The sequence below is a fragment of the Streptomyces sp. YJ-C3 genome (genome assembly GCF_053891275.1).
Window position 1 is genome coordinate 1,355,937 of record NZ_CM132685.1, and the last position, 21,319, is coordinate 1,377,255.

18 protein-coding genes and 2 tRNA genes are annotated in these 21,319 nt (G+C 70.1%); 10 read left to right on the forward strand and 10 right to left on the reverse strand.

What is annotated here, in order from left to right; genetic code table 11:
* Positions 1-8: 8 nt before the first annotated feature.
* Positions 9-533, reverse strand: a complete 525-nt coding sequence (locus ACVHNB_RS06010; protein ID WP_428952436.1) for an NUDIX hydrolase — start codon at positions 531-533, stop codon at positions 9-11.
* Entirely contained in the window at positions 530-1,987 is a 1,458-nt protein-coding gene (locus ACVHNB_RS06015) for a zinc-dependent metalloprotease (protein WP_428952435.1), read from the reverse strand. The genes ACVHNB_RS06010 and ACVHNB_RS06015 overlap by 4 nt, the downstream gene beginning before the upstream one ends.
* 191 nt (positions 1,988-2,178) lie before the next feature.
* On the opposite strand from ACVHNB_RS06015, the gene ACVHNB_RS06020 reads away from it, so the two are divergent.
* The 4 genes from ACVHNB_RS06020 to ACVHNB_RS06035 all read left to right on the forward strand — a co-directional run bounded on the left by ACVHNB_RS06020 (position 2,179) and on the right by ACVHNB_RS06035 (position 5,316).
* The gene (locus ACVHNB_RS06020; protein ID WP_428952434.1) at positions 2,179-3,291 is read left to right on the forward strand and encodes an SDR family oxidoreductase; all 1,113 of its coding nucleotides are present in this window, start codon (positions 2,179-2,181) and stop codon (positions 3,289-3,291) included.
* A gap of 108 nt (positions 3,292-3,399) precedes the next feature.
* A complete protein-coding gene (locus ACVHNB_RS06025) occupies positions 3,400-3,864 on the forward strand; it encodes a molybdenum cofactor biosynthesis protein MoaE (protein ID WP_428952433.1) in 465 nt (154 codons plus the stop codon).
* Positions 3,865-3,967: 103 nt separating this feature from the next.
* Entirely contained in the window at positions 3,968-4,132 is a 165-nt protein-coding gene (locus ACVHNB_RS06030; RefSeq protein ID WP_428952432.1) for a hypothetical protein, read from the forward strand.
* A 95-nt stretch (positions 4,133-4,227) separates the two neighbouring features.
* The gene (locus ACVHNB_RS06035; protein WP_428952431.1) at positions 4,228-5,316 is read left to right on the forward strand and encodes a YlbL family protein; all 1,089 of its coding nucleotides are present in this window, start codon (positions 4,228-4,230) and stop codon (positions 5,314-5,316) included.
* A gap of 87 nt (positions 5,317-5,403) precedes the next feature.
* On the opposite strand, the gene ACVHNB_RS06040 is transcribed toward ACVHNB_RS06035, so the two are convergent.
* Positions 5,404-5,946, reverse strand: a complete 543-nt coding sequence (locus tag ACVHNB_RS06040; RefSeq protein ID WP_428952430.1) for a PPA1309 family protein — start codon at positions 5,944-5,946, stop codon at positions 5,404-5,406.
* A gap of 139 nt (positions 5,947-6,085) precedes the next feature.
* Between ACVHNB_RS06040 and ACVHNB_RS06045 the strand changes: the two genes are divergently transcribed.
* The 4 genes from ACVHNB_RS06045 (at position 6,086) to ACVHNB_RS06060 (ending at position 11,349) form a co-directional block, all read left to right on the forward strand.
* Positions 6,086-8,986: a UPF0182 family membrane protein gene (locus ACVHNB_RS06045; RefSeq protein WP_456228842.1), complete on the forward strand. Its 2,901-nt coding sequence runs from the start codon at positions 6,086-6,088 to the stop codon at positions 8,984-8,986.
* Between the two features lie 44 nt (positions 8,987-9,030).
* A tRNA-Met gene (locus ACVHNB_RS06050) sits at positions 9,031-9,104 on the forward strand.
* Between the two features lie 239 nt (positions 9,105-9,343).
* Positions 9,344-11,152: a tetratricopeptide repeat protein gene (locus tag ACVHNB_RS06055; protein ID WP_456227567.1), complete on the forward strand. Its 1,809-nt coding sequence runs from the start codon at positions 9,344-9,346 to the stop codon at positions 11,150-11,152.
* Between the two features lie 123 nt (positions 11,153-11,275).
* Positions 11,276-11,349: transfer RNA gene (locus ACVHNB_RS06060), tRNA-Met, on the forward strand.
* A 57-nt stretch (positions 11,350-11,406) separates the two neighbouring features.
* On the opposite strand, the gene ACVHNB_RS06065 is transcribed toward ACVHNB_RS06060, so the two are convergent.
* The 4 genes from ACVHNB_RS06065 to ACVHNB_RS06080 all read right to left on the reverse strand — a co-directional run bounded on the left by ACVHNB_RS06065 (position 11,407) and on the right by ACVHNB_RS06080 (position 14,929).
* Positions 11,407-12,543, reverse strand: coding sequence for an ABC transporter substrate-binding protein (locus tag ACVHNB_RS06065; RefSeq protein ID WP_428952428.1), 1,137 nt, complete (start codon positions 12,541-12,543; stop codon positions 11,407-11,409).
* A gap of 45 nt (positions 12,544-12,588) precedes the next feature.
* Positions 12,589-13,455, reverse strand: a complete 867-nt coding sequence (locus ACVHNB_RS06070; protein WP_428952427.1) for an ABC transporter permease — start codon at positions 13,453-13,455, stop codon at positions 12,589-12,591.
* Positions 13,452-14,207 carry an ABC transporter ATP-binding protein gene (locus ACVHNB_RS06075; RefSeq protein ID WP_456227568.1) on the reverse strand — a complete coding sequence of 252 codons (756 nt, stop codon included), beginning with the start codon at positions 14,205-14,207 and terminating at the stop codon, positions 13,452-13,454. Before ACVHNB_RS06075 ends, ACVHNB_RS06070 begins: the two co-directional genes overlap by 4 nt.
* A gap of 302 nt (positions 14,208-14,509) precedes the next feature.
* A complete protein-coding gene (locus tag ACVHNB_RS06080; protein ID WP_428952425.1) occupies positions 14,510-14,929 on the reverse strand; it encodes a Fur family transcriptional regulator in 420 nt (139 codons plus the stop codon).
* 135 nt (positions 14,930-15,064) lie between these two features.
* Here ACVHNB_RS06080 and katG point away from each other — a divergent pair, with 135 nt between their 5' ends.
* Positions 15,065-17,281, forward strand: a complete 2,217-nt coding sequence (gene katG, locus ACVHNB_RS06085) for a catalase/peroxidase HPI (RefSeq protein ID WP_456227569.1) — start codon at positions 15,065-15,067, stop codon at positions 17,279-17,281.
* A gap of 175 nt (positions 17,282-17,456) precedes the next feature.
* On the opposite strand, the gene ACVHNB_RS06090 is transcribed toward katG, so the two are convergent.
* Positions 17,457-17,858 carry a CBS domain-containing protein gene (locus ACVHNB_RS06090; protein ID WP_428952423.1) on the reverse strand — a complete coding sequence of 134 codons (402 nt, stop codon included), beginning with the start codon at positions 17,856-17,858 and terminating at the stop codon, positions 17,457-17,459.
* A gap of 168 nt (positions 17,859-18,026) precedes the next feature.
* Positions 18,027-18,824, reverse strand: coding sequence for a histidinol-phosphatase (gene hisN, locus ACVHNB_RS06095; protein WP_428952422.1), 798 nt, complete (start codon positions 18,822-18,824; stop codon positions 18,027-18,029).
* 151 nt (positions 18,825-18,975) lie between these two features.
* On the opposite strand from hisN, the gene ACVHNB_RS06100 reads away from it, so the two are divergent.
* Positions 18,976-19,587, forward strand: coding sequence for a TetR/AcrR family transcriptional regulator (locus ACVHNB_RS06100; RefSeq protein WP_456227570.1), 612 nt, complete (start codon positions 18,976-18,978; stop codon positions 19,585-19,587).
* Here ACVHNB_RS06100 and ACVHNB_RS06105 read toward each other — a convergent pair.
* Complete coding sequence (locus tag ACVHNB_RS06105; RefSeq protein ID WP_428952420.1) at positions 19,580-21,265, reverse strand: ABC transporter family substrate-binding protein; 1,686 nt, start codon at positions 21,263-21,265, stop codon at positions 19,580-19,582. The two genes, ACVHNB_RS06100 and ACVHNB_RS06105, sit on opposite strands and share 8 nt — an antisense overlap.
* Positions 21,266-21,319 lie beyond the last annotated feature (54 nt).

Here is a 21,319-nt window from a genome sequence, read left to right on the forward strand (position 1 = left end):
AGATCAGTTCAGAGCCGCGCTCGCGTCGCCTCCACCAGGCGCACGACCGACGCGTCGGCCACGCCCGCGACCTCGTCGTACCGGAACCAGCGCAGGTCCAGCGACTCGTCGCTGATCGCCTCCGTGGCGTCCGCCGGGGCGAGCGCCGCGTACTGCGTGTCCAGGTGCTGCGTGCAGGGACCCGGGATCGGATGCCGGTCCAGCCTCACCGGGCCGCCCGGAAGGAGCGCGAGCCCCGTGATGCCGGACTCCTCGGTCGCCTCGCGCAGGGCCGCTGCCGCCAGGGTCGAATCGCCCGGCTCGCAGTGACCGCCCATCTGGAGCCACATCTGCAGCTTCTTGTGAAGCGTCAGCAGCACACGCCCACGCTCGGGGTCGATCACCAGCGCACTCGCCGTCAGGTGACCCGCGGTGCACGGCTTCCACATCGCGGCCTCACCGTGGGCGGCGAGGTGGTCCAGGTAGGCCTGGCGCAGGTCCGGCTGGTCCTCGTAGCCCTTGAGCACGAGGACCGCATCGTCGAACAGGCTCACTTGTCGGTGTCGTCCTCGTCGTCCTCGTCGTCCTGGGAATCCTTGGAGAGGTTCGGCTTCTCACCGGCGCCACCGGCCGCCTCGCCGAGCATCTTGTCCAGCTCCGAGAAGTCCAGCTGCTCGCGGTGCACGAAGCCGTCCGGGTCGTCCAGGTCGGACGCCGTCGGCAGCATGTCCGGGTGCGCCCACAGGCCGTCACGGCCGTCCACACCGCGCGCGTCCGTGAGCGAGGCCCACAGGCGCGAGGCGTCGCGCAGGCGGCGCGGGCGCAGCTCGAGGCCGATCAGCGTCGCGAACGTCTGCTCCGCCGGACCACCGGTCGCCCGGCGGCGGCGCAGCGTCTCCCGCAGCGCGTCGGCGGAGGACAGACGCGGCTTCGCGGCCGCGTGGACCACCGCGTCGACCCAGCCCTCCACGAGCGCGAGAGCGGTCTCCAGACGGGCCAGAGCGGCCTTCTGCTCGGGGGTGTCCTCCGGCTGGAACATGCCCTGCTGCAGCGCCTCCTGGAGCTGCTCCGGGTTCTGCGGGTCGAACTGGCCGACCACGTCCTCCAGCTTCGTGGTGTCGACCTTGATCCCGCGCGCGTAGCCGTCCACCGCCCCGAACAGGTGCGAGCGCAGCCACGGCACGTGCGAGAACAGCCGCTGGTGGGCGGCTTCGCGCAGCGCCAGGTAGAGGCGGACCTCCTCCTTGGGGATGCCGAGGTCCTTGCCGAACGACTCGATGTTCAGCGGCAGCAGCGCGGCCTTGCCGGCCGGGGTCAGCGGCAGGCCGATGTCGGTGGAGCCGACGACCTCGCCCGCGAGGACGCCGATGGCCTGGCCGATCTGCTGCCCGAACATGGCGCCGCCCATGGAGCGCATCATGCCGATCAGCGGGCCCGCCATGGCCTGCATCTCCTCCGGGAGCACATCGCCCATGGCCATGCCGACCCGCTCGGCCACCGGGTCGACGAGCTCCTTCCACACCGGGAGGGTCGCCTCGACCCACTCGGCGCGGCTCCACGCCACCGCGGAACCGGCACCCGAGGGCAGCGACGTCGCGTCGTCCAGCCACAGGTCGGCCAGGCGTACGGCCTCCTCGACCGCGGTGCGGTCGGCCGGGCCGACGCTCGCGTCCTTCACGCCGTCCTGCGTGCCCTGGGAGACGGTCTGCCGGGCGATGTCCTTGGCCATGTCCCAGTTCACCGGGCCGCCCTCGTACGAGAGCATCTGGCCGAGCTGCTGGAAGGCGGCCCCCAGATCGTTCGGATCCATCGAGCCGAACATCGCCGCGAACGGGTTGTCCCCGCCCGCGCCGCCCGGGCCGCCGGCGCCCGGCAGGCCCGGGAACCCGAATCCGAAGGGGTTGGCCGGTCCCTGACCGCCACCGCCCTGCTGGTCCTTCTTCTTGCCCTCGTCGCCGTCCTCCGGCTCCTCCGGCGGAAGGCCGAAACCAAATGGGGTGTCACTCACGGGATTCCTCGGCTGGTAAGGCCGCCGGTTTCTTTCCCGGCGGCGACTGCCCGACTACACACCCAGCGTAGACACCGATACGGGATCGGGCCTCGGTGCTTCGCCGACTCATGGCCTGCGGCAGGATGGATGCCTCCTGGTACGTACGCGTCATACACGTACGTACTGAAGACAACCGCTGGAGACGCCCGGTGAGTTCCCCAGATCCGCAGGTTCGCGCAGCGCGAAACCCCTCAACCAGTCCGGCCGTGCGCGGCCCCGTCGTCGCGGTCACCGGTGCCGCGGCCGGCATCGGCGCCCTGCTCACCGAGCGGCTCGCCGCGTCGGACGAGATCAAGCAGGTGCTCGCCATCGACGAGCGGCGCGGCGAGTGCACGTCCGCGACGTGGCACATCCTGGACGTACGGGATCCGGCCATCGCCGAGAAGCTGCGCGGCGCGGACGTCGTCGTGCATCTGGCGCTCGACCTCGACCTGGAGTCGGACGCCGCGGCCCGCACCGCGTACAACGTACGGGGCACCCAGACCGTGCTGACCGCCGCGGCGGCTGCCGGGGTGCACCGTGTGGTGCTGTGCACCTCGGCGATGGTCTACGGCGCGCTCGCCGAGAACGAGCTGCCGCTCTCCGAGGACGCCGAACTGCGCGCCACGGCGGAGGCCACCGGCGTCGGCGACCTCCTGGAGATCGAGCGGCTCGCCCGGCGGGCCCCGCGCGCGCATCCCGGCCTGAACGTCACCGTGGTGCGGCCCGCCGTGCTCGTCGGCGGCACGGACACCGCCCTGACGCGCTACTTCGAGTCGCCGCGCCTCCTTGTGGTGGCCGGGTCGCGACCGGCCTGGCAGTTCTGTCACGTAGAGGATCTGTGCAGTGCCTTGGAGTACGCGGTCCTGGAGAAGGTCGACGGAGAGCTCGCGGTCGGCTGCGACGGGTGGCTGGAGCAGGAGGAGGTCGAGGAGCTCAGCGGGATCCGGCGCATGGAGCTGCCGTCCGCCGTCGCGCTCGGCGCGGCCGCACGACTGCACCGGATCGGCCTGACGCCGTCTCCGGCCGGAGACCTGGCCTACACGATGTACCCGTGGGTCGTGAGCGGGAGCAGGCTGCACGACGCCGGGTGGCGCCCCCAGTGGACGAACGAGGAGGTCCTCGCCGAGCTCCTCGAAGAGGTCGCGGGGCGGCGCACCGTGGCCGGCCGGCGGCTGGGGCGCAAGGACGCGACGGCGGCCGGAGCCGCGGGCGCGACGGTGGCACTGCTGGGTACGGCAGCCGTCGTACGGCGCGTGCGCAAGGCCCGACGGCGCATCTGAGACGCACCCGAGCGCACGCACACCTGTAGGAGGCTCCAAGACGCCACGCGCGCGTACCGGTCGAAAACGCTATTCACGGTTGTCGCCGGCGTACGGCACGATGAGTCCATGGCACCCACCCAGCACGACCACCCCGGTGAGCAGGCGGCGCAGGACCCGATCAAGCTGCTCGCCGTCCGTGACACGCCCCTGTCCGTCGACGAGATCTTCCAGGCCGTCGGGGACGACGCGGCGGGCGGCACCGCGCTCTTCGTGGGGACCGTGCGCAACCACGACGGGGGAGCCGATGTGGATCAGTTGGGCTACTCGTGCCATCCGACCGCGGAGGCGGAGATGCGGCGCGTCGCGGAGAAGGTCGTCGCCGAGTACCCCGTGCGCGCCCTCGCGGCCGTGCACCGCATCGGCGATCTGACGGTGGGCGACCTGGCCGTCGTGGTCGCCGTGTCGTGCCCGCACCGCGGCGAGGCGTTCGAGGCGTGCCGCAAGCTCATCGACGATCTGAAGCACGAAGTGCCCATCTGGAAGCACCAGAAGTTCTCCGACGGCACCGAGGAGTGGGTCGGCGCCTGCTGAGGTTCCGGTTGCGTAACCGCACCCCTGCGGCGAGCGTTGACAGTGCGGATGATTAATCTGCTGATCAGTCAGTTGCAGTCGCTCATGGGGTCGGGAGGTCGGCATGGCAGCGCTCATGTGGCTGCTGATTCCGGTTGTCGCCGCGGTCGGTGCCGGGTTGTGGGGCACCTGGGCGGGCCGGAACCGGCACAAGACGGGTGACGTGACCGAGCTGAGCGGCTACGCGCGCTTCCGCGAGGCCATGGACAAGTCGCACTCCGGTACGTGAGGCGAGCGTCCGGGTCCTGACACCGCGTCGGCCCCGGACCCCGGACGGCCCGGCCCCACAGGTGCAGGGACAGACACGTCCCGTACTGTCGTTCCATGCCACGCCGCACCGCGACGATGCTCGCCTCGACCCTGATGCTGATCGCGCTGCTCTGCGCGGGGGTGCTCATCAAAGTCCCCTACGCGGAGATGTCGCCGGGCCCGACGGTGAACACGCTCGCGGACCACGACGGCGAGCCCGTGATCCAGATCTCCGGACACAAGACGTACGAGACGTCCGGGCACCTCAACATGACGACGGTCCGCGTCACGAGCGCCGACTACAACATGAACCTGGTGTCTGCCGTCTACGGCTGGCTCGCCCACGACAGCATCGTGGTGCCGCACGACACGCTCTACCCGGACGGGCAGACCGAGGAGCAGTCCTCGCAGGAGAACGCCGAGGAGTTCAGCCAGTCCCAGGAGAGCGCCAAGGTCGCCGCCCTGAACGAGCTGGGCATCCCCGTGAAGTCCTGGGTGATCGTCTCCACCGTCGTCAAGGACAGCCCCGCCGAGGGCAAGCTGCACGCCGGTGACGTCATCAAGGCCGTCGACGGCACCAAGATCACCAAGCCCGACGACGTCGCGAAGCTCGTCACCAAGCACAAGCCCGGCGAGAACGTCGCCTTCACGGTCGTGCCCGTCAAGGAGGCGGCCGCCGCCGAGAAGGAGGGCAAGGAGGCGACCCGCACGGAGAACGTCACGATCAGGACGGACAAGGCCGACGACGGCCGCGCCATCGTCGGCATCCAGGCCGGGACCGACCACACCTTCCCGTTCCAGATCGACATCAAGCTCGCCGACGTCGGCGGTCCCAGTGCCGGCCTGATGTTCTCGCTCGGCATCGTGGACAAGCTCACACCGACCGATCTGACCGGCGGCAAGTTCGTGGCCGGTACCGGCACCATCGACGACGACGGCAAGGTCGGCCCCATCGGCGGCATCGGGATGAAGACCGTGGGCGCCCACGACAAGGGCGCACGGTACTTCCTGACGCCGAAGGACAACTGCGCCGCCGCGGCCAAGGACACCCCGGACGGCCTCACGCTCGTCAAGGTGAACACCATCGACGACGCGATGGACGCCCTGAAGGACATCCGCAGCGGCGACACCGCCGACCTGCCGAAGTGCACGGCAAAGAGCTGACCCCCGCACACGGCTCTACGTAGAGGGGCGCGCCCGGTGATCCGGGCGCGCCCCTCTACGTAGGTGAGGAAGAGCAGCTGCGGGACGTCACTCGGCGAACGTGGCCGCCAGTGCCTCCGCGAGACCGGGGACGAGCTGCCCGCCCGTGAGGACCTCGGTCGGCGAGTCCTTCTCGCGCAGCCGCACCGCCGACTCGCGGGAGCCGTCGCGCAGCACCGCGACCGTCATCCGGACCTCCTGGCGGTCCGGGTGCTCGGCGACCCACTTCGCGAGCTTCTTTTCGCTGAGGCCTTCCGGGACATTCGCCTCGGCGGACGGCGGAAGCATGAGGCGCTCCACCGTCAGGGCGCAGCCCGCGACGGCGTCGGGCCAGGCGATCGTGCCGAGGAACTCGTCCAGCGCCTTGCCGGCGGGAATCTCGTCCTGCTCGATCGGGGTCAGCCCGGCGACCTCCTGCTCGCCCTCCAGACCGAGCTGGGAGGCGAGAGCGGGTTCCTGGGCGCGCAGGGCGGCGGTGTCGACGAGGGCGAAGAGGCGAGCGGGCTGGTCCCAGCCGAGGCCGGAGGCGTACTCGTCGATCTCGAGTACGGCCCGGGTCAGGGGGCTCGCTGCCATAGGAGTGTTGGACATGGTCACAATCCTGCCTCGTTCCTCCCCCGAACCGGGAACTGAGTAAAGCGTGAGTAAGTTGCATAGGTGATGGGTCCGCGATCTCGGGGGCCCGGCCGATCGATTACTCAACTTCGAGGTGCGCACCTTGGCTTTCCAGATGCCGGACCGCGGCGGAGGCCCGACGGGGCCGCGGATCAGAGTGGGCCGCCCGTCCGGGCGTGCCAGGACCCTGCTGCTGACGCTGGGCGTCCTGGCCGTGCTCGGCATGGCCTTCGTCATGTTCGCCGGATTCTGGACGGACTGGCTCTGGTACCGGTCGGTCAAGTACTCGTCCGTCTTCACGACGACTCTGTGGACGAAGATCGGGCTCTTCTTCGTCTTCGGTCTGCTCATGGCGCTCGCCGTCGGGGTGAACGTCTGGCTGGCGCACCGGCTGCGCCCGCCACTGAGCGCCATGTCGATGGAGCAGCAGAGCCTCGACCGCTACCGGATGGGCATCGCGCCCTTCAAGAAGTGGCTGTTGCTCGGCATCACCGCTCTGGTGGGGCTCATCGCCGGCGCTTCGGCGGCCAGCCAGTGGCGTACGTGGCTGATGTTCGTGAACGGCGTGCCCTTCAACCAGAAGGACCCGCAGTTCCACATGGACGTGTCCTTCTACGCGTTCGATCTGCCCTGGTACCGGTTCCTGCTCGGCTTCGGGTTCGCGGCCGCCGTGATCGGCCTGGTCGCCGCCGCGCTGACGCACTACCTGTACGGCGGCCTCCGGGTCACCAGCCCGGGCGCGCGTGCCACCGCGGCCGCCACGGGGCATCTGTCCGTCCTGCTGGGTGTGTTCGTGGCCCTGAAGGCCGTCGCGTACTGGCTCGACCGGTACGGGCTCGCCGTGAAGTCGAGTGACTTCAAGGCGACGGACAACTGGACCGGCCTCAGGTATGTCGATGCGAACGCGTATTTGCCGGCGAAGACGATCCTGTTCTGCATCGCCGTCATCTGCGCGGTCCTGTTCTTCGCGACCCTGTGGCGCCGCACCTGGCAGCTGCCGGTCATCGGCTTCGGCCTGATGGTGCTCTCGGCGATCCTGATCGGCGGCCTGTACCCGGCCATCGTCCAGAAGTTCCAGGTCCAGCCGAACGAGCAGTCCAAGGAAGCCCCGTACATCGAGAAGAACATCGAGGCGACCCGCAAGGCCTACGGCATCGACAAGGCGAGCCCGGTCGACTACAGCGGCAAGAGCTCGGACGACACCAAGAAGCAGCGCACGGACTCGGATTCGGCGGCCAGCTACCGCCTCAACGACCCGAACATCGTGTCGCCCACGTTCCAGCAGCTGGAGCAGCAGCGGAAGTACTACCAGTTCCCGACGACCCTGGACGTGGACCGCTACAACGGCGTGGACACCGTCGTCGGCCTGCGCGAGCTGAACCTCGGCAAGCTGGACAAGCGCAACTGGATCAACGACCACTTCGTGTACACGCACGGCTTCGGCGCCGTGACGGCGAAGGGCACCTCGACGTCGCAGGGCGCCCCGCAGTTCACCGAGTCGGGCCTGCCGACCACCGGTGACCTGGGCGACTACAACCAGCGTGTCTACTACGGCGAGAAGACGACGCAGTACTCGATCGTCGGCGGGCCGCAGAAGGAGCTGGACTACGAGCAGGACGACGGCACGCAGAAGACCACGAGCTACACGGGCAACAGCGGCGTCAACCTCTCGAACCCGATCAACCGCGCCGCGTACGCGGTGGCCTTCAGCGAGCCGCAGATCCTCTACTCGGGCGCCATCGGCGACGGTTCGAGGATTCTGTACAACCGCACGCCGAAGGAGCGCGTCGAGGCCGTCGCCCCGTGGCTGACCATCGACGGCGACGCCTACCCGACCGTGGTCGGCGGCAAGATCAAGTGGGTCGTCGACGCGTACACGACGTCGAACGGCTACCCGTACGCGTCGCGCACGACGCTGGGCGACACCACCGCCGACTCCCTCAACGAGGGCGACAACCAGCGCGCTGTGGTGGCCCAGCAGAACCAGGTCAACTACATCCGCAACTCGGTGAAGGCGACCGTCGACGCGTACACGGGCGAGGTCAAGCTCTACACGTGGGACGACAACGACCCGGTCCTCAAGACCTGGAAGAAGGCGTTCCCCGACACGGTCGAGCCGAAGAGCGCCATCCCGGCCGAGCTGAAGGAGCACCTGCGCTACCCGCAGGACATGTTCAAGGTCCAGCGCGAGCTGCTGACCCTGTACCACGTCACGAACTCGGACCAGTTCTACAACGCGTCCGACGCCTGGCAGGTCCCCAACGACCCGACCAAGAAGGACAACAGCGCGGTCCCGCCGTACTACCTGTCCATGAAGATGCCGGGTCAGACCAGTCAGCAGTTCTCACTGACGACGACGTTCACCCCGAGCGGCCGGCCCAACCTGAGAGCCTTCATGGCGGTCGACGCCGACGCCACCAGTAAGGACTACGGGACCATAAGGCTCCTGAGAGTCACCGAGGACAAGGTCTACGGGCCTGAGCAGGTGCAGAACAAGCTCAACTCCTCGGGTTCCGTGGCGAACTGGGTGCGCGACATGAAGGGCGCGGACTCGACGGTCCTGTACGGCAATCTGCTGACGGTGCCCCTCGACAAGGGCTTCCTGTACGTCGAGCCGATCTACGCCCAGGGGCGCAACGCCGAGTACCCGCTGATGCGCAAGGTCGCGGTCTCGTACGGCGACCGGATGGGCTTCGCGGACTCCCTGTCGGAGGCGCTCAACCAGGCCTTCGAAGTGGACGGGGCATCGCCGGCGGAGCCGGAGAAGCCCGGTGGGGACACGACGAAGCCACCGGCGAACTCCACCGTCAAGGAAGCGCTCGCCGACGCCGAGAAGGCCTTCGAGGACGGCCAGAAGGCCCTCAAGAACAACGACTGGGCCGCGTACGGCGAGGCCCAGGACAAGCTCGAGGACGCTCTGCAGCGCGCCGAGGAGGCCCAGACCGAGGCCGACAAGGACGCCAAGCAGAACACCGACAGCAGCAAGAACGGCGACAAGAACGCCGCCGACGGCTGATTCCGTGACCCACTCCGCGCCGTGGTACGGTTTCCACACAACGGCGCGGGGTGGAGCAGCTCGGTAGCTCGCTGGGCTCATAACCCAGAGGTCGCAGGTTCAAATCCTGTCCCCGCTACTAGTGATCGAAGGCTCGGAAGCATCAGCTTCCGGGCCTTCGGTGCGTCAGTACCCCGACCGTCACGCGCCACTGGCATGTGCGAAGCGTGTACCAACTCCGTACGAACACTGCTCCGCCCGGAGGGAGTTGGGAAAATTGTGTTTCACTTGCCTCCTTGTGGGCATGTCGACAAAACGCTGAAGTGACCTCAATGGCTGCGGTATACCAGGTGTACCCGGGTTGCGGGTGGTGCGACGATGGACGTTATGGGGGACAAGGCAACTCTGTTGGAGACAGGGCGGTTTGTGCAGCCTTCCGGCCGGGACGAATCCGGCGAGGCGGCTGAAGAAGTACGCCAGCGGCTGGCCGCGGAGGCCGGCGACGTCGAGGCGATGAGCGTCCTCGGCGCCATGCTGCTGCGCCGCGGTGATCTCGACGGAGCCGAGCCCCTGCTGCGTGCCGCCACGGGCGCCGGTGACCGTGCCGCCGCCAACAACCTGGGTGTCCTGCTCCACCAGCGCGGCTACCCGGACGAGGCCGCCGGATGGTGGCGGGTCGCCGCCGTCGCCGGTTCGGCCCCCGCCGCGCACGCGCTGGGCCGTCACTTCCGTGAGCGCGGCGACGAGCCCGCCGCCGAGTACTGGCTGCGCCAGGCCGCCGAGCAGGGCCACACGCTCGGCGCGTACGCCCTGGCCGACCTCCTGGAGCACCGCAGCGACGTCGGCGCCGAGCGCTGGATGCGGGTCGCCGCCGAGCGCGGGCACCGCGAGGCCGCGTACCGGCTCGCCCGCGCCCTCGACCGCCAGGCCGCGCAGCTCGGCCCCGAGGACGTCCTGGTCACCGACGAGCACAAGAAGCCCGCCGCAGAGGCCGAGCAGTGGTACCGGCAGGCTGCCGCCCGCGGGCACCGCCGCGGCGCGCTGCACCTCGGCGCGATCCTGGAGAAGCGCGGCGACCTGAAGGAGGCCGGGCGCTGGTACCTGACGTCCGCCAAGGACGGCGAGCCGCGCGCCGCGTGCGCCCTCGCGTTCCTGCTGCGCGATGCCGGGGACGAGGAGAGCGCCGCCGTGTGGTGGCTGCGCGCCGCGCAGGACGGCGACGGCAACGCGGCGAACGCGCTGGGCGCGCTGCACGCCCGGCGCGGCGAGACCCAGACGGCCGAGCGCTGGTACCGCGCCGCCATGGACGCGGGCGACAACAACGGCGCGTACAACCTCGGCCTGCTGTGCGCCGAGCAGAAGCGCACCGCGCAGGCCGAGAGCTGGTACCGCCGCGCCGCCTACGCGGGTCACCGCGAAGCGGCCAACGCGCTGGCCGTGCTGCTCCTGCAGAACGGTGACGCGGTCGGCGCCGAGCCCTGGTTCTCCAAGGCCGCCGAGGCCGGCAGCGTCGACGCCGCCTTCAACCTCGGCATCCTGTACGCGGGCCGGGACGACGAGGCGGCCGCGCTCCAGTGGTACGAGCGGGCCGCCGCGGGCGGACACACGGAAGCCGCGCTGCAGGCCGGCATCGCGCGCCTGCGCGAGGGCGACGAGCCGAGCGCCGAGCGGCATCTGCGCTGCGCCGCGGGCGGCGGCAGCCCCGAGGCGGCGTACCGGCTCGCCTCGCTGCTCGACGTGCGCCGTCCGCCCGCTGTCCGGCACGAGCTGGGCGAGCCGGTCACGGAGAAGAGCGAGTGCGAGGAGTGGTACGAGCGGGCCGCCGAGCACGGGCACCGGCGCGCGCAGGTGCGCGTCGGCATGCTCGCCGCCGTGCGCGGTGACGTCGTCGAGGCGGCGCGCTGGTACCGGGAGGCCGCGGAGGCCGGCTCGCGCAACGGCGCGTTCAACCTCGGGCTGCTGCTGGCCCGCGAGGGGAGCGAGCCGGAGGCGGCCCTGTGGTGGACGCGGGCCGCGGACGCCGGGCACGGTCGGGCCGCGCTCAGACTCGCCCTGCTGTGCGCGCGGCGCGGCGATCTGGTCGACGGTCAGAAGTGGGCTTCCCGGGCCGTCGAGCTCGGACCGGCCGAGGTGGCCGAGCGGGCGGGACGGCTGCGCGACGCCCTGCGGCAAGAGCTGTCGGCCTGAGCTGTCGGCGTGGGCCGTCGGCCTGAGCCGTCGGGTGCGCAGGGCCCGGGGACCTGGGGTCCTGCGGCTCCGGGGTACGGATTTGCGCTGGTCGGAGCGGTCCCGTAAGGTTGTGTTCACCGACGCGGGGTGGAGCAGCTCGGTAGCTCGCTGGGCTCATAACCCAGAGGTCGCAGGTTCAAATCCTGTCCCCGCTACTGAAGACCTGAGGCCCGGAACCATTGGTTCCGGGCCTCAGGTGTGTCTCCGGCTCCCTACGAGGTGTGGCCCACCGCCTCCTCGTACAGCCGCCGGTCCACCGTCCTCGACTCCGGCAGCGGATCGCCCTTCGAGACGCCCGCCGCTTTGTACGCGGCCTGGAGGCGGTCCGTCGTGCCGGACCGGATCTCCCAGTCCATGCGCAGCGACGGCGTCGACTCGAGGACCGTCTTGTCCGTCTTCAGCAGGCCGGCCAGCTCGGTCACGAACGCGGGGTCCTTCTTGTAGTCACCCGCGAAGTACGTGTTCACGGTACGTATGTAGGCGCGCAGGAACGCGACGCCCGCGTCCGGGTCCTCCTTGAGCAGTTTCGGGCCGAACAGGAGGCCGCCGAGCGGTTCGCCCTCCGGCTGGCCGCCGAGGAACGCGAAGCGCTTGTCGCCGTCGACCTTGCGCCAGACCGGGTCGAGCAGCCAGGCCGAGTCGACGCCGCCGTTCTGCAGCGCGGTCAGCACGTCGGCCGAGCCCAGCTGCTGGAACTGGATCTTGTCGAGGCCGCCGCCGTGCTTCTTCAGCGCGGTGTTCATGGGGTACGAGATGACGGAACCCTTGCCGATCATCGTGCCCATCTTGCGTCCGGCCATGTCGACGCGGGACGCGGTCTGCCCCTCTTTGAGGCGTACCCACAGGCCGCTTCTGGACTTCGGGTCGGGGGAGAAGTTCCCGGCGACCCACTTGATGTCGAAGCCGCCGAGGATGCCGTTCATGACGGCCGCCTCGGGCGCGGCCCACTGGGCGTCGATGTCGCCCTTGGCGAGCAGGGGGAGGGCGTCGGGTGTGGGCAGGACCTTCAACGTCACATCGAGGCCCTCTTTCTTGAACTCGCCCTTCTTGACGGCCATTTCGAGCGGGGCCACGTACTCGGCGGCGAGCGTGCCCGTCGCGATCGTCAGCTTGCGGGTCCTGGCGAGCTTGACCGGGGCGGGGGCGCCCTCGGCGCAGCGGGCCGGTTTCCGGTCCGGGGCGAGGTCCGACGGGTCGGTCCAGCTTCCCTTGCCGCAGCCGTCGACCGCTTTGATCGTGCGGGGTTTCGCGGCGGCGTCCGAGGGGCCGTCGTTCGTGGCGCAGGCCGTCGCGGTGGCGAGCAGGGCGCCGGTCAGCAGCAGGGACGTACCGATGGAGCGCGTGCGCATGGAGCCTCCGTACACGTCATACGTAACACGTAACCGGAAAGGGATTCAGGACTGGCCGCGGCCGCGGTCGCGCGGTGCCCAGGGGGTGAGCAGCCGCCCCGCGAGGCGCACCAGCTCGGAGAAGACGACGCCGAGCACGGCCACGCAGACGATGCCGACGAACATGACGTCGTTCTGGAAGAGGGCGCGGGCGTCGAAGATGAGGTGGCCGAGGCCGTTCGCCGCGGCGATCTGCTCCGAGGCGACGATCACGAGGACCGCGACGCCCGCCGCGATGCGGGCCCCCACGAGGACGGCGGGCAGGGAGGCCGGGAGCAGGACGTGGCGGAACATCTGCCACGGGGAGGCGCCGAAGACCCGGCCCGCGTCGCGGTGTCCGGAAGGGACGGCGAGGACCGCCGCCATCGTCGAGATCCATACGAAGAAGAAGACCGTCGCCGCGACGAGCGCGACCTGGGGGCCCTCGCCGAGGCCGAACATGTTCAGGAACACGGGGAGCAGGGCCAGCTTCGGGACGACGTACAGCGCGTCGAGAAGGGGTTCGAGTGCGGCCCGTACCAAGGAGATCGAGCCCATGAGCAGGCCCAGGAGATAGCCCGTCACCGTGCCGATCGCGTAGCCCGCCAGGACGCGCTTGAGTGTGGCCCGCACGTCCGGCCACAGATCGCCGTCGGCGGCCCGGTCCCAGCCGTCGGCGAGGATCGTGGAAGGGGCCGGGTAGACGCGGTCGTCGATCCAGGACCGCGTGGCCGCGAGCTGCCAGAGCAGGACCAGGGCGAGGGGGACGGCGATCGCGAGGGAGAGTTCGAGGGCGCGGCGCCTGCGGCGGGTGCGTGCGGGGCGGAGCTCCTGGGGGCCGGGGGAGCGGACCAGGACGTCGTCGCCCTTGGCGGGGGTGGTGGCCGTCGTCATGCCGGGACCGCCTCCTGGTGCACCTCGCCACGCAGCAGATCCCACAACTCGCCCTTGAGCGCGGTGAATTCGGGGGTGTCGCGGATGTCCCCGGTGCGCGGGCGGGCGAACGGCGGGCGGCGTTCGGCGATCACCCGGCCGGGGCGGGCCGACATGACCAGGACGCGGTCGCCGAGGACGATCGCCTCCTCCAGGCTGTGCGTGATGAACAGGGTGGTGGTGCGGGTGGTCTGGGTGAGGGCGAGGAGTTCGTCCTGCAGGATCGTGCGCAGCTGCGCGTCGAGCGCGGCGAAGGGCTCGTCCATGAGCAGGATCTCCGGCTCGACCGCCAGGGCCCGCGCGATCGCCACGCGTTGGCGCATGCCGCCGGAGAGCGCGGACGGATAGGCGTCCGCGAAGTCGGCCAGGCCCATGCGGGTCAGCCAGTCGCGCGCCCGGGCGTTCGCCTCGCGGCGCGGGACCTTCTGGATGTCGAGGCCGAAGCGGACGTTCGCGAGGACCGTCTTCCAGTCGTAGATGCCGTAGTCCTGGAAGATCATCGCGGCCGGGCGGGGATCGGCGGTGCGGATCTCCAGGGTGCCGGTGGAGGGGCGGGTGATTCCGGCGGCGATGCGCAGGAGCGTCGACTTGCCGCAGCCGGAGGGGCCGACGACGCAGACGAACTCGCCGGGGGCGACCGTGAGGCCCAGAGGGCCGAGGGCGTGCGTGGGGCCGAAGGTTCGGGTGAGGTCGGTGGCGCGGAGTTTGTGCACGGGGCCCTCCGGGGGTGCGGATGGGTTCTGGTGGGCGCCCGCGAGAATATGACGGTGCGTCAGATTGCGGAAGGGGTCCGTGCGTTGTGCAGGTTTGTTGCCGGGTGCGGGGCGGGGTGGGGTGCTCGCGCAGTTCCCCGCGTCCCTCGGATGCGGGTGTGTGGGGGGGGGCGATCATGTAGTTCCCCGCGTCCCTCGGGTGAGGGTGTGGGGGGCGATCGCGCAGATCCCCGCGTTCCTTTGGGGTGCATCGAGAAGGCCCGCACCTCTTCGGTGCGGGCCTTGTCGGGAGCTGTGTCTCGCTACGCCTGTGTCGCGCAGGTCGGGCAGACGCCTCGGTACGTGACCTCCACGTCCGAGATCGTGAAGCCGAAGCGCTCGGAGTCGGGGAGGGCCGTCAGCGGGTTCCCCGTCGGGTGGACGTCGCGGATCTGGCCGCACTGGGCGCAGACCAGGTGCTGGTGCGGGCGGTGCGCGTTCGGGTCGTAGCGCTTCGCGCGCTTGTCCGTGGCGACCTCGATGACCTCGCCGAGCGACACCATCTCGCCCAGGGTGTTGTAGACCGTGGCCCGGGAGATCTCGGGGAGCTTCGCGGCGGCGCGCGCGTGCACCTCGTCCGCTGTCAGGTGGACGTGGTCCCCGTCGAGGACCTCGGCCACGACGCGCCGCTGCGCGGTCATGCGCCAGCCGCGTCCGCGCAGTCGTTCCAGAAGGTCACTCATAAAACCAGCCTAACAGCAAGGGGACTGAGTCCCGATCGAGTGTGACTTTGGAGCCTTACTTGACTTAGACATTGTCCATTGTAGGATCACGATTGGCTGAGGCCAAGCGACAGGACAGACTCCGGAAGGGTTCGCATGACCGAGAACCATGAAGCAATCGTCACGGACGCGAAGACGGAGGAGACGGGTGGTTGCCCGGTCGCGCACGGCCGTGCCAAGCACCCGACCCAGGGCGGCGGCAACACCCAGTGGTGGCCGGAGCGCCTCAACCTGAAGATCCTTGCGAAGAACCCGGCGGTGGCGAACCCGCTCGGTGAGGACTTCGACTACGCCGAGGCGTTCAACGAACTGGACCTCCCGGCCGTGAAGCGGGACATCGCCGAGGTGCTGACCACCTCGCAGGACTGGTGGCCCGCCGACTTCGGCAACTACGGCCCGCTCATGATCCGCATGGCCTGGCACAGCGCGGGCACGTACCGCATCAGCGACGGCCGTGGTGGCGCCGGCGCCGGTCAGCAGCGGTTCGCCCCGCTCAACAGCTGGCCGGACAACGGCAACCTGGACAAGGCCCGCCGCCTGCTGTGGCCCGTCAAGCAGAAGTACGGCCAGTCCCTCTCCTGGGCCGACCTGCTGATCCTCACCGGCAACGTCGCGCTGGAGACCATGGGCTTCAAGACCTTCGGTTTCGCCGGCGGCCGCCCCGACGTATGGGAGTCCGAGGAGGACGTCTACTGGGGCCCCGAGACCACCTGGCTCGGCGACGAGCGCTACACCGGCGACCGCGAGCTGGAGAGCCCGCTCGGCGCCGTGCAGATGGGCCTCATCTACGTGAACCCCGAGGGTCCCAACGGGAACCCGGACCCGATCGCCGCGGCCCGCGACATCCGTGAGACGTTCCGCCGCATGGCGATGAACGACGAGGAGACCGTCGCCCTCATCGCCGGTGGCCACACCTTCGGCAAGACCCACGGCGCGGGCCCCGCGGACAACGTCGGCGCCGACCCCGAGGCCGCCTCGATCGAGCAGCAGGGCCTCGGCTGGGCCAGCACGTACGGCACCGGCAAGGGCGGCGACGCCATCACCAGTGGCCTCGAGGTGACCTGGACCAGCACCCCGACCCAGTGGGGCGGCGAGTTCTTCAAGAACCTCTTCGGCTACGAGTGGGAGCTCACCCAGAGCCCCGCCGGCGCCAACCAGTGGGTCGCGAAGGACGCCGAGGCGACCATCCCGAACGCCCATGACGCGTCGAAGAAGCAGCTCCCGACGATGCTCACCACCGACCTGTCGCTGCGCTTCGACCCGATCTACGAGCCGATCTCGCGCCGCTTCCACGAGAACCCGGAGGAGTTCGCGGACGCCTTCGCCCGCGCCTGGTACAAGCTGACGCACCGTGACATGGGTCCGGTCGTCCGCTACCTCGGCCCGGAGGTCCCCTCCGAGGAGCTGCTCTGGCAGGACCCGCTGCCGCAGCGCACCGGTGAGGTCGTCGACGCCGCGGACATCGCCTCCCTCAAGGAGCAGGTCCTCGCCTCGGACCTCACGGTCGCGCAGCTGGTCTCGGCCGCCTGGGCCTCGGCCTCCTCCTTCCGCGGCAGCGACAAGCGCGGCGGTGCCAACGGCGCCCGTGTGCGCCTGGAGCCGCAGCGCAACTGGGAGGTCAACAACCCGGACGAGCTGGCGCAGGTGCTGCGCACGCTCGAAGGCATCCAGGAGTCCTTCAACGCGCAGGGCGGCAAGCAGGTCTCCCTGGCCGACCTGATCGTGCTCGCGGGCACCGCGGCCGTCGAGAAGGCGGCCAAGGACGGCGGCTTCGACGTCGAGGTGGCCTTCACCCCGGGCCGCGTGGACGCCACGCAGGAGAAGACGGACGTCGAGTCGTTCGCCGCGCTCGAGCCGTCCTCCGACGGTTTCCGCAACTACGTCGGCAAGGGCAACCGCCTGCCGGCCGAGTACCTGCTGCTCGACAAGGCGAACCTGCTGACGCTGAGCGCCCCCGAGATGACCGTCCTCGTCGGCGGTCTGCGCGTCCTCGGCGCCAACAGCGGCCAGTCGAAGCACGGCGTCCTCACGGACAGGCCGGGCACGCTGACGAACGACTACTACGTCAACCTGCTGGACCTGGGCACGACGTGGAAGTCGACGTCCGCCGCGCAGGACGAGTTCGAGGGCCGCGACGCGAGCGGTGCGGTCAAGTGGACCGGCACCCGTGCCGACCTGGTCTTCGGCTCGAACTCCGAGCTGCGCGCGCTCGCCGAGGTCTACGCGAGCGACGACGCCAAGGAGAAGTTCGTGAAGGACTTCGCCGCGGCGTGGAGCAAGGTCATGGACCTGGACCGGTTCGACCTGGTCTGAGTCCGGCCCGACGGTGCCCGGCCCGCACCGGGCCGGTCCGACGGTGACTTCGGCGGGCGCCGGGTGACGGCCGCGGTCATGGCCCTTCGCGGCCGCTCGCCCCGGCATCCGCCGTAAGGCAGGAGGGCCGGTTCCCCACGGGGAACCGGCCCTCCTCGTCATGTCAGGACGGGCCCTAGACCGTCAGGGGCGGTGCGTGCCGCCTGGCCGGTGTCCAGCAGCGGATGATGTCGCGGACCGAGACGATGCCGACCGGCTCCCGGCCGTCGAGCACGATGAGATGGCGGAAGCCGCCATGGGTCATGGCGTCCGCCGCGTCCACCAGGGTCCAGGCCGGGGCGGCGAACACGACGTCGGTGGTGGTGTGGGTGCCGGCCGTCTCGCGGTCCGGGTCCTGGTTCAGGCCGAGGGAGTTGAGGATGTCCCGCTCGGTCAGGATGCCGATGCCGGAGCCGTCCGGGTCGAGGACGACGGCCGCTCCGACGCGGCGCGTCGACATCAGCCGGGCCGCCTGGCGCAGGGTGTGGGTGGGTCCGATGGTGAGGACCATCGTGCTCATGGCGTCACGGACGAGCATGGATGGAGCCACCTTCCTGTGTGAGGTACCTGTGGAACCGATCCGGGAACGAGAAAAGGTTCACAAGTTCACAAGTGGGGGGACTCTCAGAGTTACAGGTAAAGGGAGTGTCAACAAGAGGGCGCGGGAGGCGAGTTCAGGGGCGCCCAGGAGTCGTACGGACGCCGGTCAGCGCGCGGAGAGGTAGCTCAGCAGCTCGTCGTGGAGCAGCCCGTTCGACGCCGCCGCGTTGCCGCTGTGCGGGCCCGGGCGCCCGTCGAGGCCGGTGAAGGAGCCGCCCGCCTCGGTGACCACGATGGCGGTCGCCGCCATGTCCCACAGCGACAGCTCCGGCTCCGCGCACAGGTCGATCGAGCCCTCGGCGACCATCATGTACGGCCAGAAGTCGCCGTAGCCGCGGGTGCGCCACACCGCGCGGGTCAGGTCCAGGAACCCGTCGAGGCGGCCCTGCTCCTCCCAGCCGGTCAGCGAGGAGTACGCGAAGGAGGCGTCGGCCAGCCGGTTCACCTTGGAGGCGTGCAGCCGGGACGCCGAGGTCAGGCTGCGGCCCGTGTAGGCGCCCGCGCCCTTCGCCGCCCACCAGCGCCGGCCGAGCGCGGGGGCCGAGACCACGCCGACGACCGGCTGGTAGCCGCCCTCGCCCGCCTCCATCAGGGAGATGAGCGTGGCCCAGACCGGGACGCCGCGGACGTAGTTCTTGGTCCCGTCGATCGGGTCGATGACCCAGCGGCGCGGGCCCGTGCCCTCGACGCCGTACTCCTCGCCGAGGACCGCGTCGCGCGGCCGCGCCCGCTGCAGATGGCCACGGATCAACTCCTCGGCGGCCTTGTCGGCCTCGCTCACCGGCGTCATGTCCGGCTTGGTCTCCACCTTCAGGTCGAGTGCCTTGAACCGGTCCATCGTGGCGGCGTCCGCGGCATCGGCGAGAACGTGGGCGAGGCGCAGATCATCGTGGTAGTCGGGCATGACTGCACAGTATCGATCGTGGTCCGTCCGGGGCCACAGGGCCTATGTCCGTACACGGACGTAGGCGCCTCGCACGGGCTATTGACAGTGCGGACAAGCCCGTCAACTCTGGCGGCAAGCCGTACGAAAGCGGCGGCCCGGGGAGGCGACGATGCCTGCAGCGCGGGAATCCTTACTGGACGCGGCCTACACGGCGCTCGCGCGGCGCCCCTGGTCAGGGGTGCGGATGGTCGACGTGGCGGCGGTCGCCGGGGTGTCCCGGCAGACCCTCTACAACGAGTTCGGCAGCAAGGAGGGGCTGGCCCGCGCCCTGGTGCGGCGCGAGGCCGACGCCTACCTCGCGGGCGTCGACCGGGCCCTGAGGGAAGGCGGGCTCGACACGGTCGCCGAGTGGACGGTGGCGAGCGCCCGCCGTAATCCGCTGGTGCGGGCCGCGCTCACCGGCTGCTGGAGCGAGCGGCTGCCCTCGCCGACGCTGTCCGCGGTGCCGTCCTCCTCGGCCGTGCCCGCGCAGCGCCGCGCGGACGGTCCGCTGCCCGCACCCGCCGACCTCATCGCCGCCGTACGCGACCGGGCCCTGGCCGTGCTCGGGGCGGCCGGCGCGGCCAAGACGGACCTGGAGGCCCTCGCCCGGGACTGCGAACTGGCGGCGCGGATCGCGCTCTCGTGCGTCATGGTGCCGCCGGGGGAGGGCGGGGCCGCACGCATGGTGCGCGAGGCGCTCCGCGCGGGACGCCCGAGCCCCGCCCCGGGCGCTACTTGAGCCAGCCGATCTTCGTGTAGTCGCTGCTGGCGAGGCCCTCGGCGCCGTAGTTCGCGAGACCCGAGCGGACCGCGAGGATCTGCGGGCGCTGGTACAGCTCGATGGAGTGGCCGAGCTTCCACAGCTCCTTGTCGGCCTCGTTGTAGAGCTTGTTCGCCTCGGCGGTGTCGGTGGTCCGCTGGGCCTTCTTCAGTAGCCCGTCGATCTTCGGGGAGCCGATGGAGCCGTAGTTCTGGAGCAGGTTCTTGCCCTGCGGCTGCAGGAACGTGGGCACGATGGTCGACTTGAACACGGCGTCCACGTTGCGGAAGCTCGTGATGTCGAAGGTGCCGGTGTTCACGAACTTCGGGAAGTAGTCGTTCGCCGGGACCTTCTTCAGCGTGACCTTGATGCCGACCGCCGCCAGCTGCTGCTGCACCAGCTCCGCCTGGTCGACCTGCGCCGACGCGCTGCCCGCGCTCAGCGTGTACTCCAGGGTGAGCTGCTTGCCGCCCTTGGTGCGCGGCTCGCCCTCACCGGCCGACTTCCAGCCGGCCGCGTCCAGCAGCTTGTTCGCCTTCTCGGGGTCGTACGTCCCGTACTCGCCCGCGTTGTTCTCGTACCCCTCCTGGTTCGGCATGAAGAAGTGGTTGTCGAGCGGCTTCAGTTCGAAGGAGAGGTCCTTGCTGAAGGCGGTGTTGATGCCCTTGCGGTCGATCGCGTTGCCGAGCGCCTGGCGCACACGGACGTCCTTCAGCGGGCCGTGCGCGCCGTTCAGCGCGATGTGCACCTCGTCCCAGCGGGCGCCCCGCCGGATGTCCGTGTCCTTCGCCTTCACGAGCCGCTTGTAGTCCTCCGGCAGCAGCGCGGTGGCGAAGTCGATCTCCTTGTTGAGATACGCCTCGGTGCTCGCCGTGAAGTCGATGACGCGGTAGACGACCGAGTCCAGCCTGGGCTTCGGGCCCCACCAATGGGGGTCGGGCGTGATCGTCACGGTCTGCGCCGTCTTGTCGTACGACGTGATCCTGAAGGCGTTGCCGGAGACCGGCACCTTCTCCTGCCACGCCGCGTTGAACTTCTTCGGCGTGCTCGTGTACGCCGCCGGGTACAGCGGGTCGAACAGGCGCTGCCAGTCCGCGTACGGCTGGTCGAAGGTGATCCGTACACCGTGGGCGTCCTTGCCCCGCTCGACCTCGGAGATCTGGTCGTAGCCGGAGGTGTCGGCCACTTCGTACGCCTTGTCGCGCCCGCTCTGCGCCTTCCACTGGGAGGCGAAGTCCTTCCAGCTCAGCGGCGTTCCGTCGGACCACTTCGCCTTCGGGTTCAGCTCGTACTCGACGACTTGGGGGTCCGTGGAGACGACCTTCGCCGAGGTCAGGAAGTTCGGGTTGGCGTGGACGGCGCCCTTCGCGTCGGAGTCGAAGAGGTCGGGCAGGACCGCGCCGATGATCTCCTGGGTGTCGCCCTGGGCGCCGTCGGGGGTGTTGACGTTGTACTGGACGGGCCACTGCGTGATGTACGTCTTCAGCGTCCCGCCCTGCTTGAGATCGCTCACCGGGTGCGCGTTGATGTCCTGCCCGTCCACCGCCGGCGCGGCCTGCTTCTTCACCGGCTTGTCGTCGTCGGAGGACCCGCAGCCCGCGACCACCAGGGTGGCCGACAGGGCAGCGGCTATGGCGGTGACGGTGGTTCTGCGCATGGTCAGTCTTCCTCCGGGTCGTGCGCGGCCGGATCCGCGGCCGCAGTCGGCGCG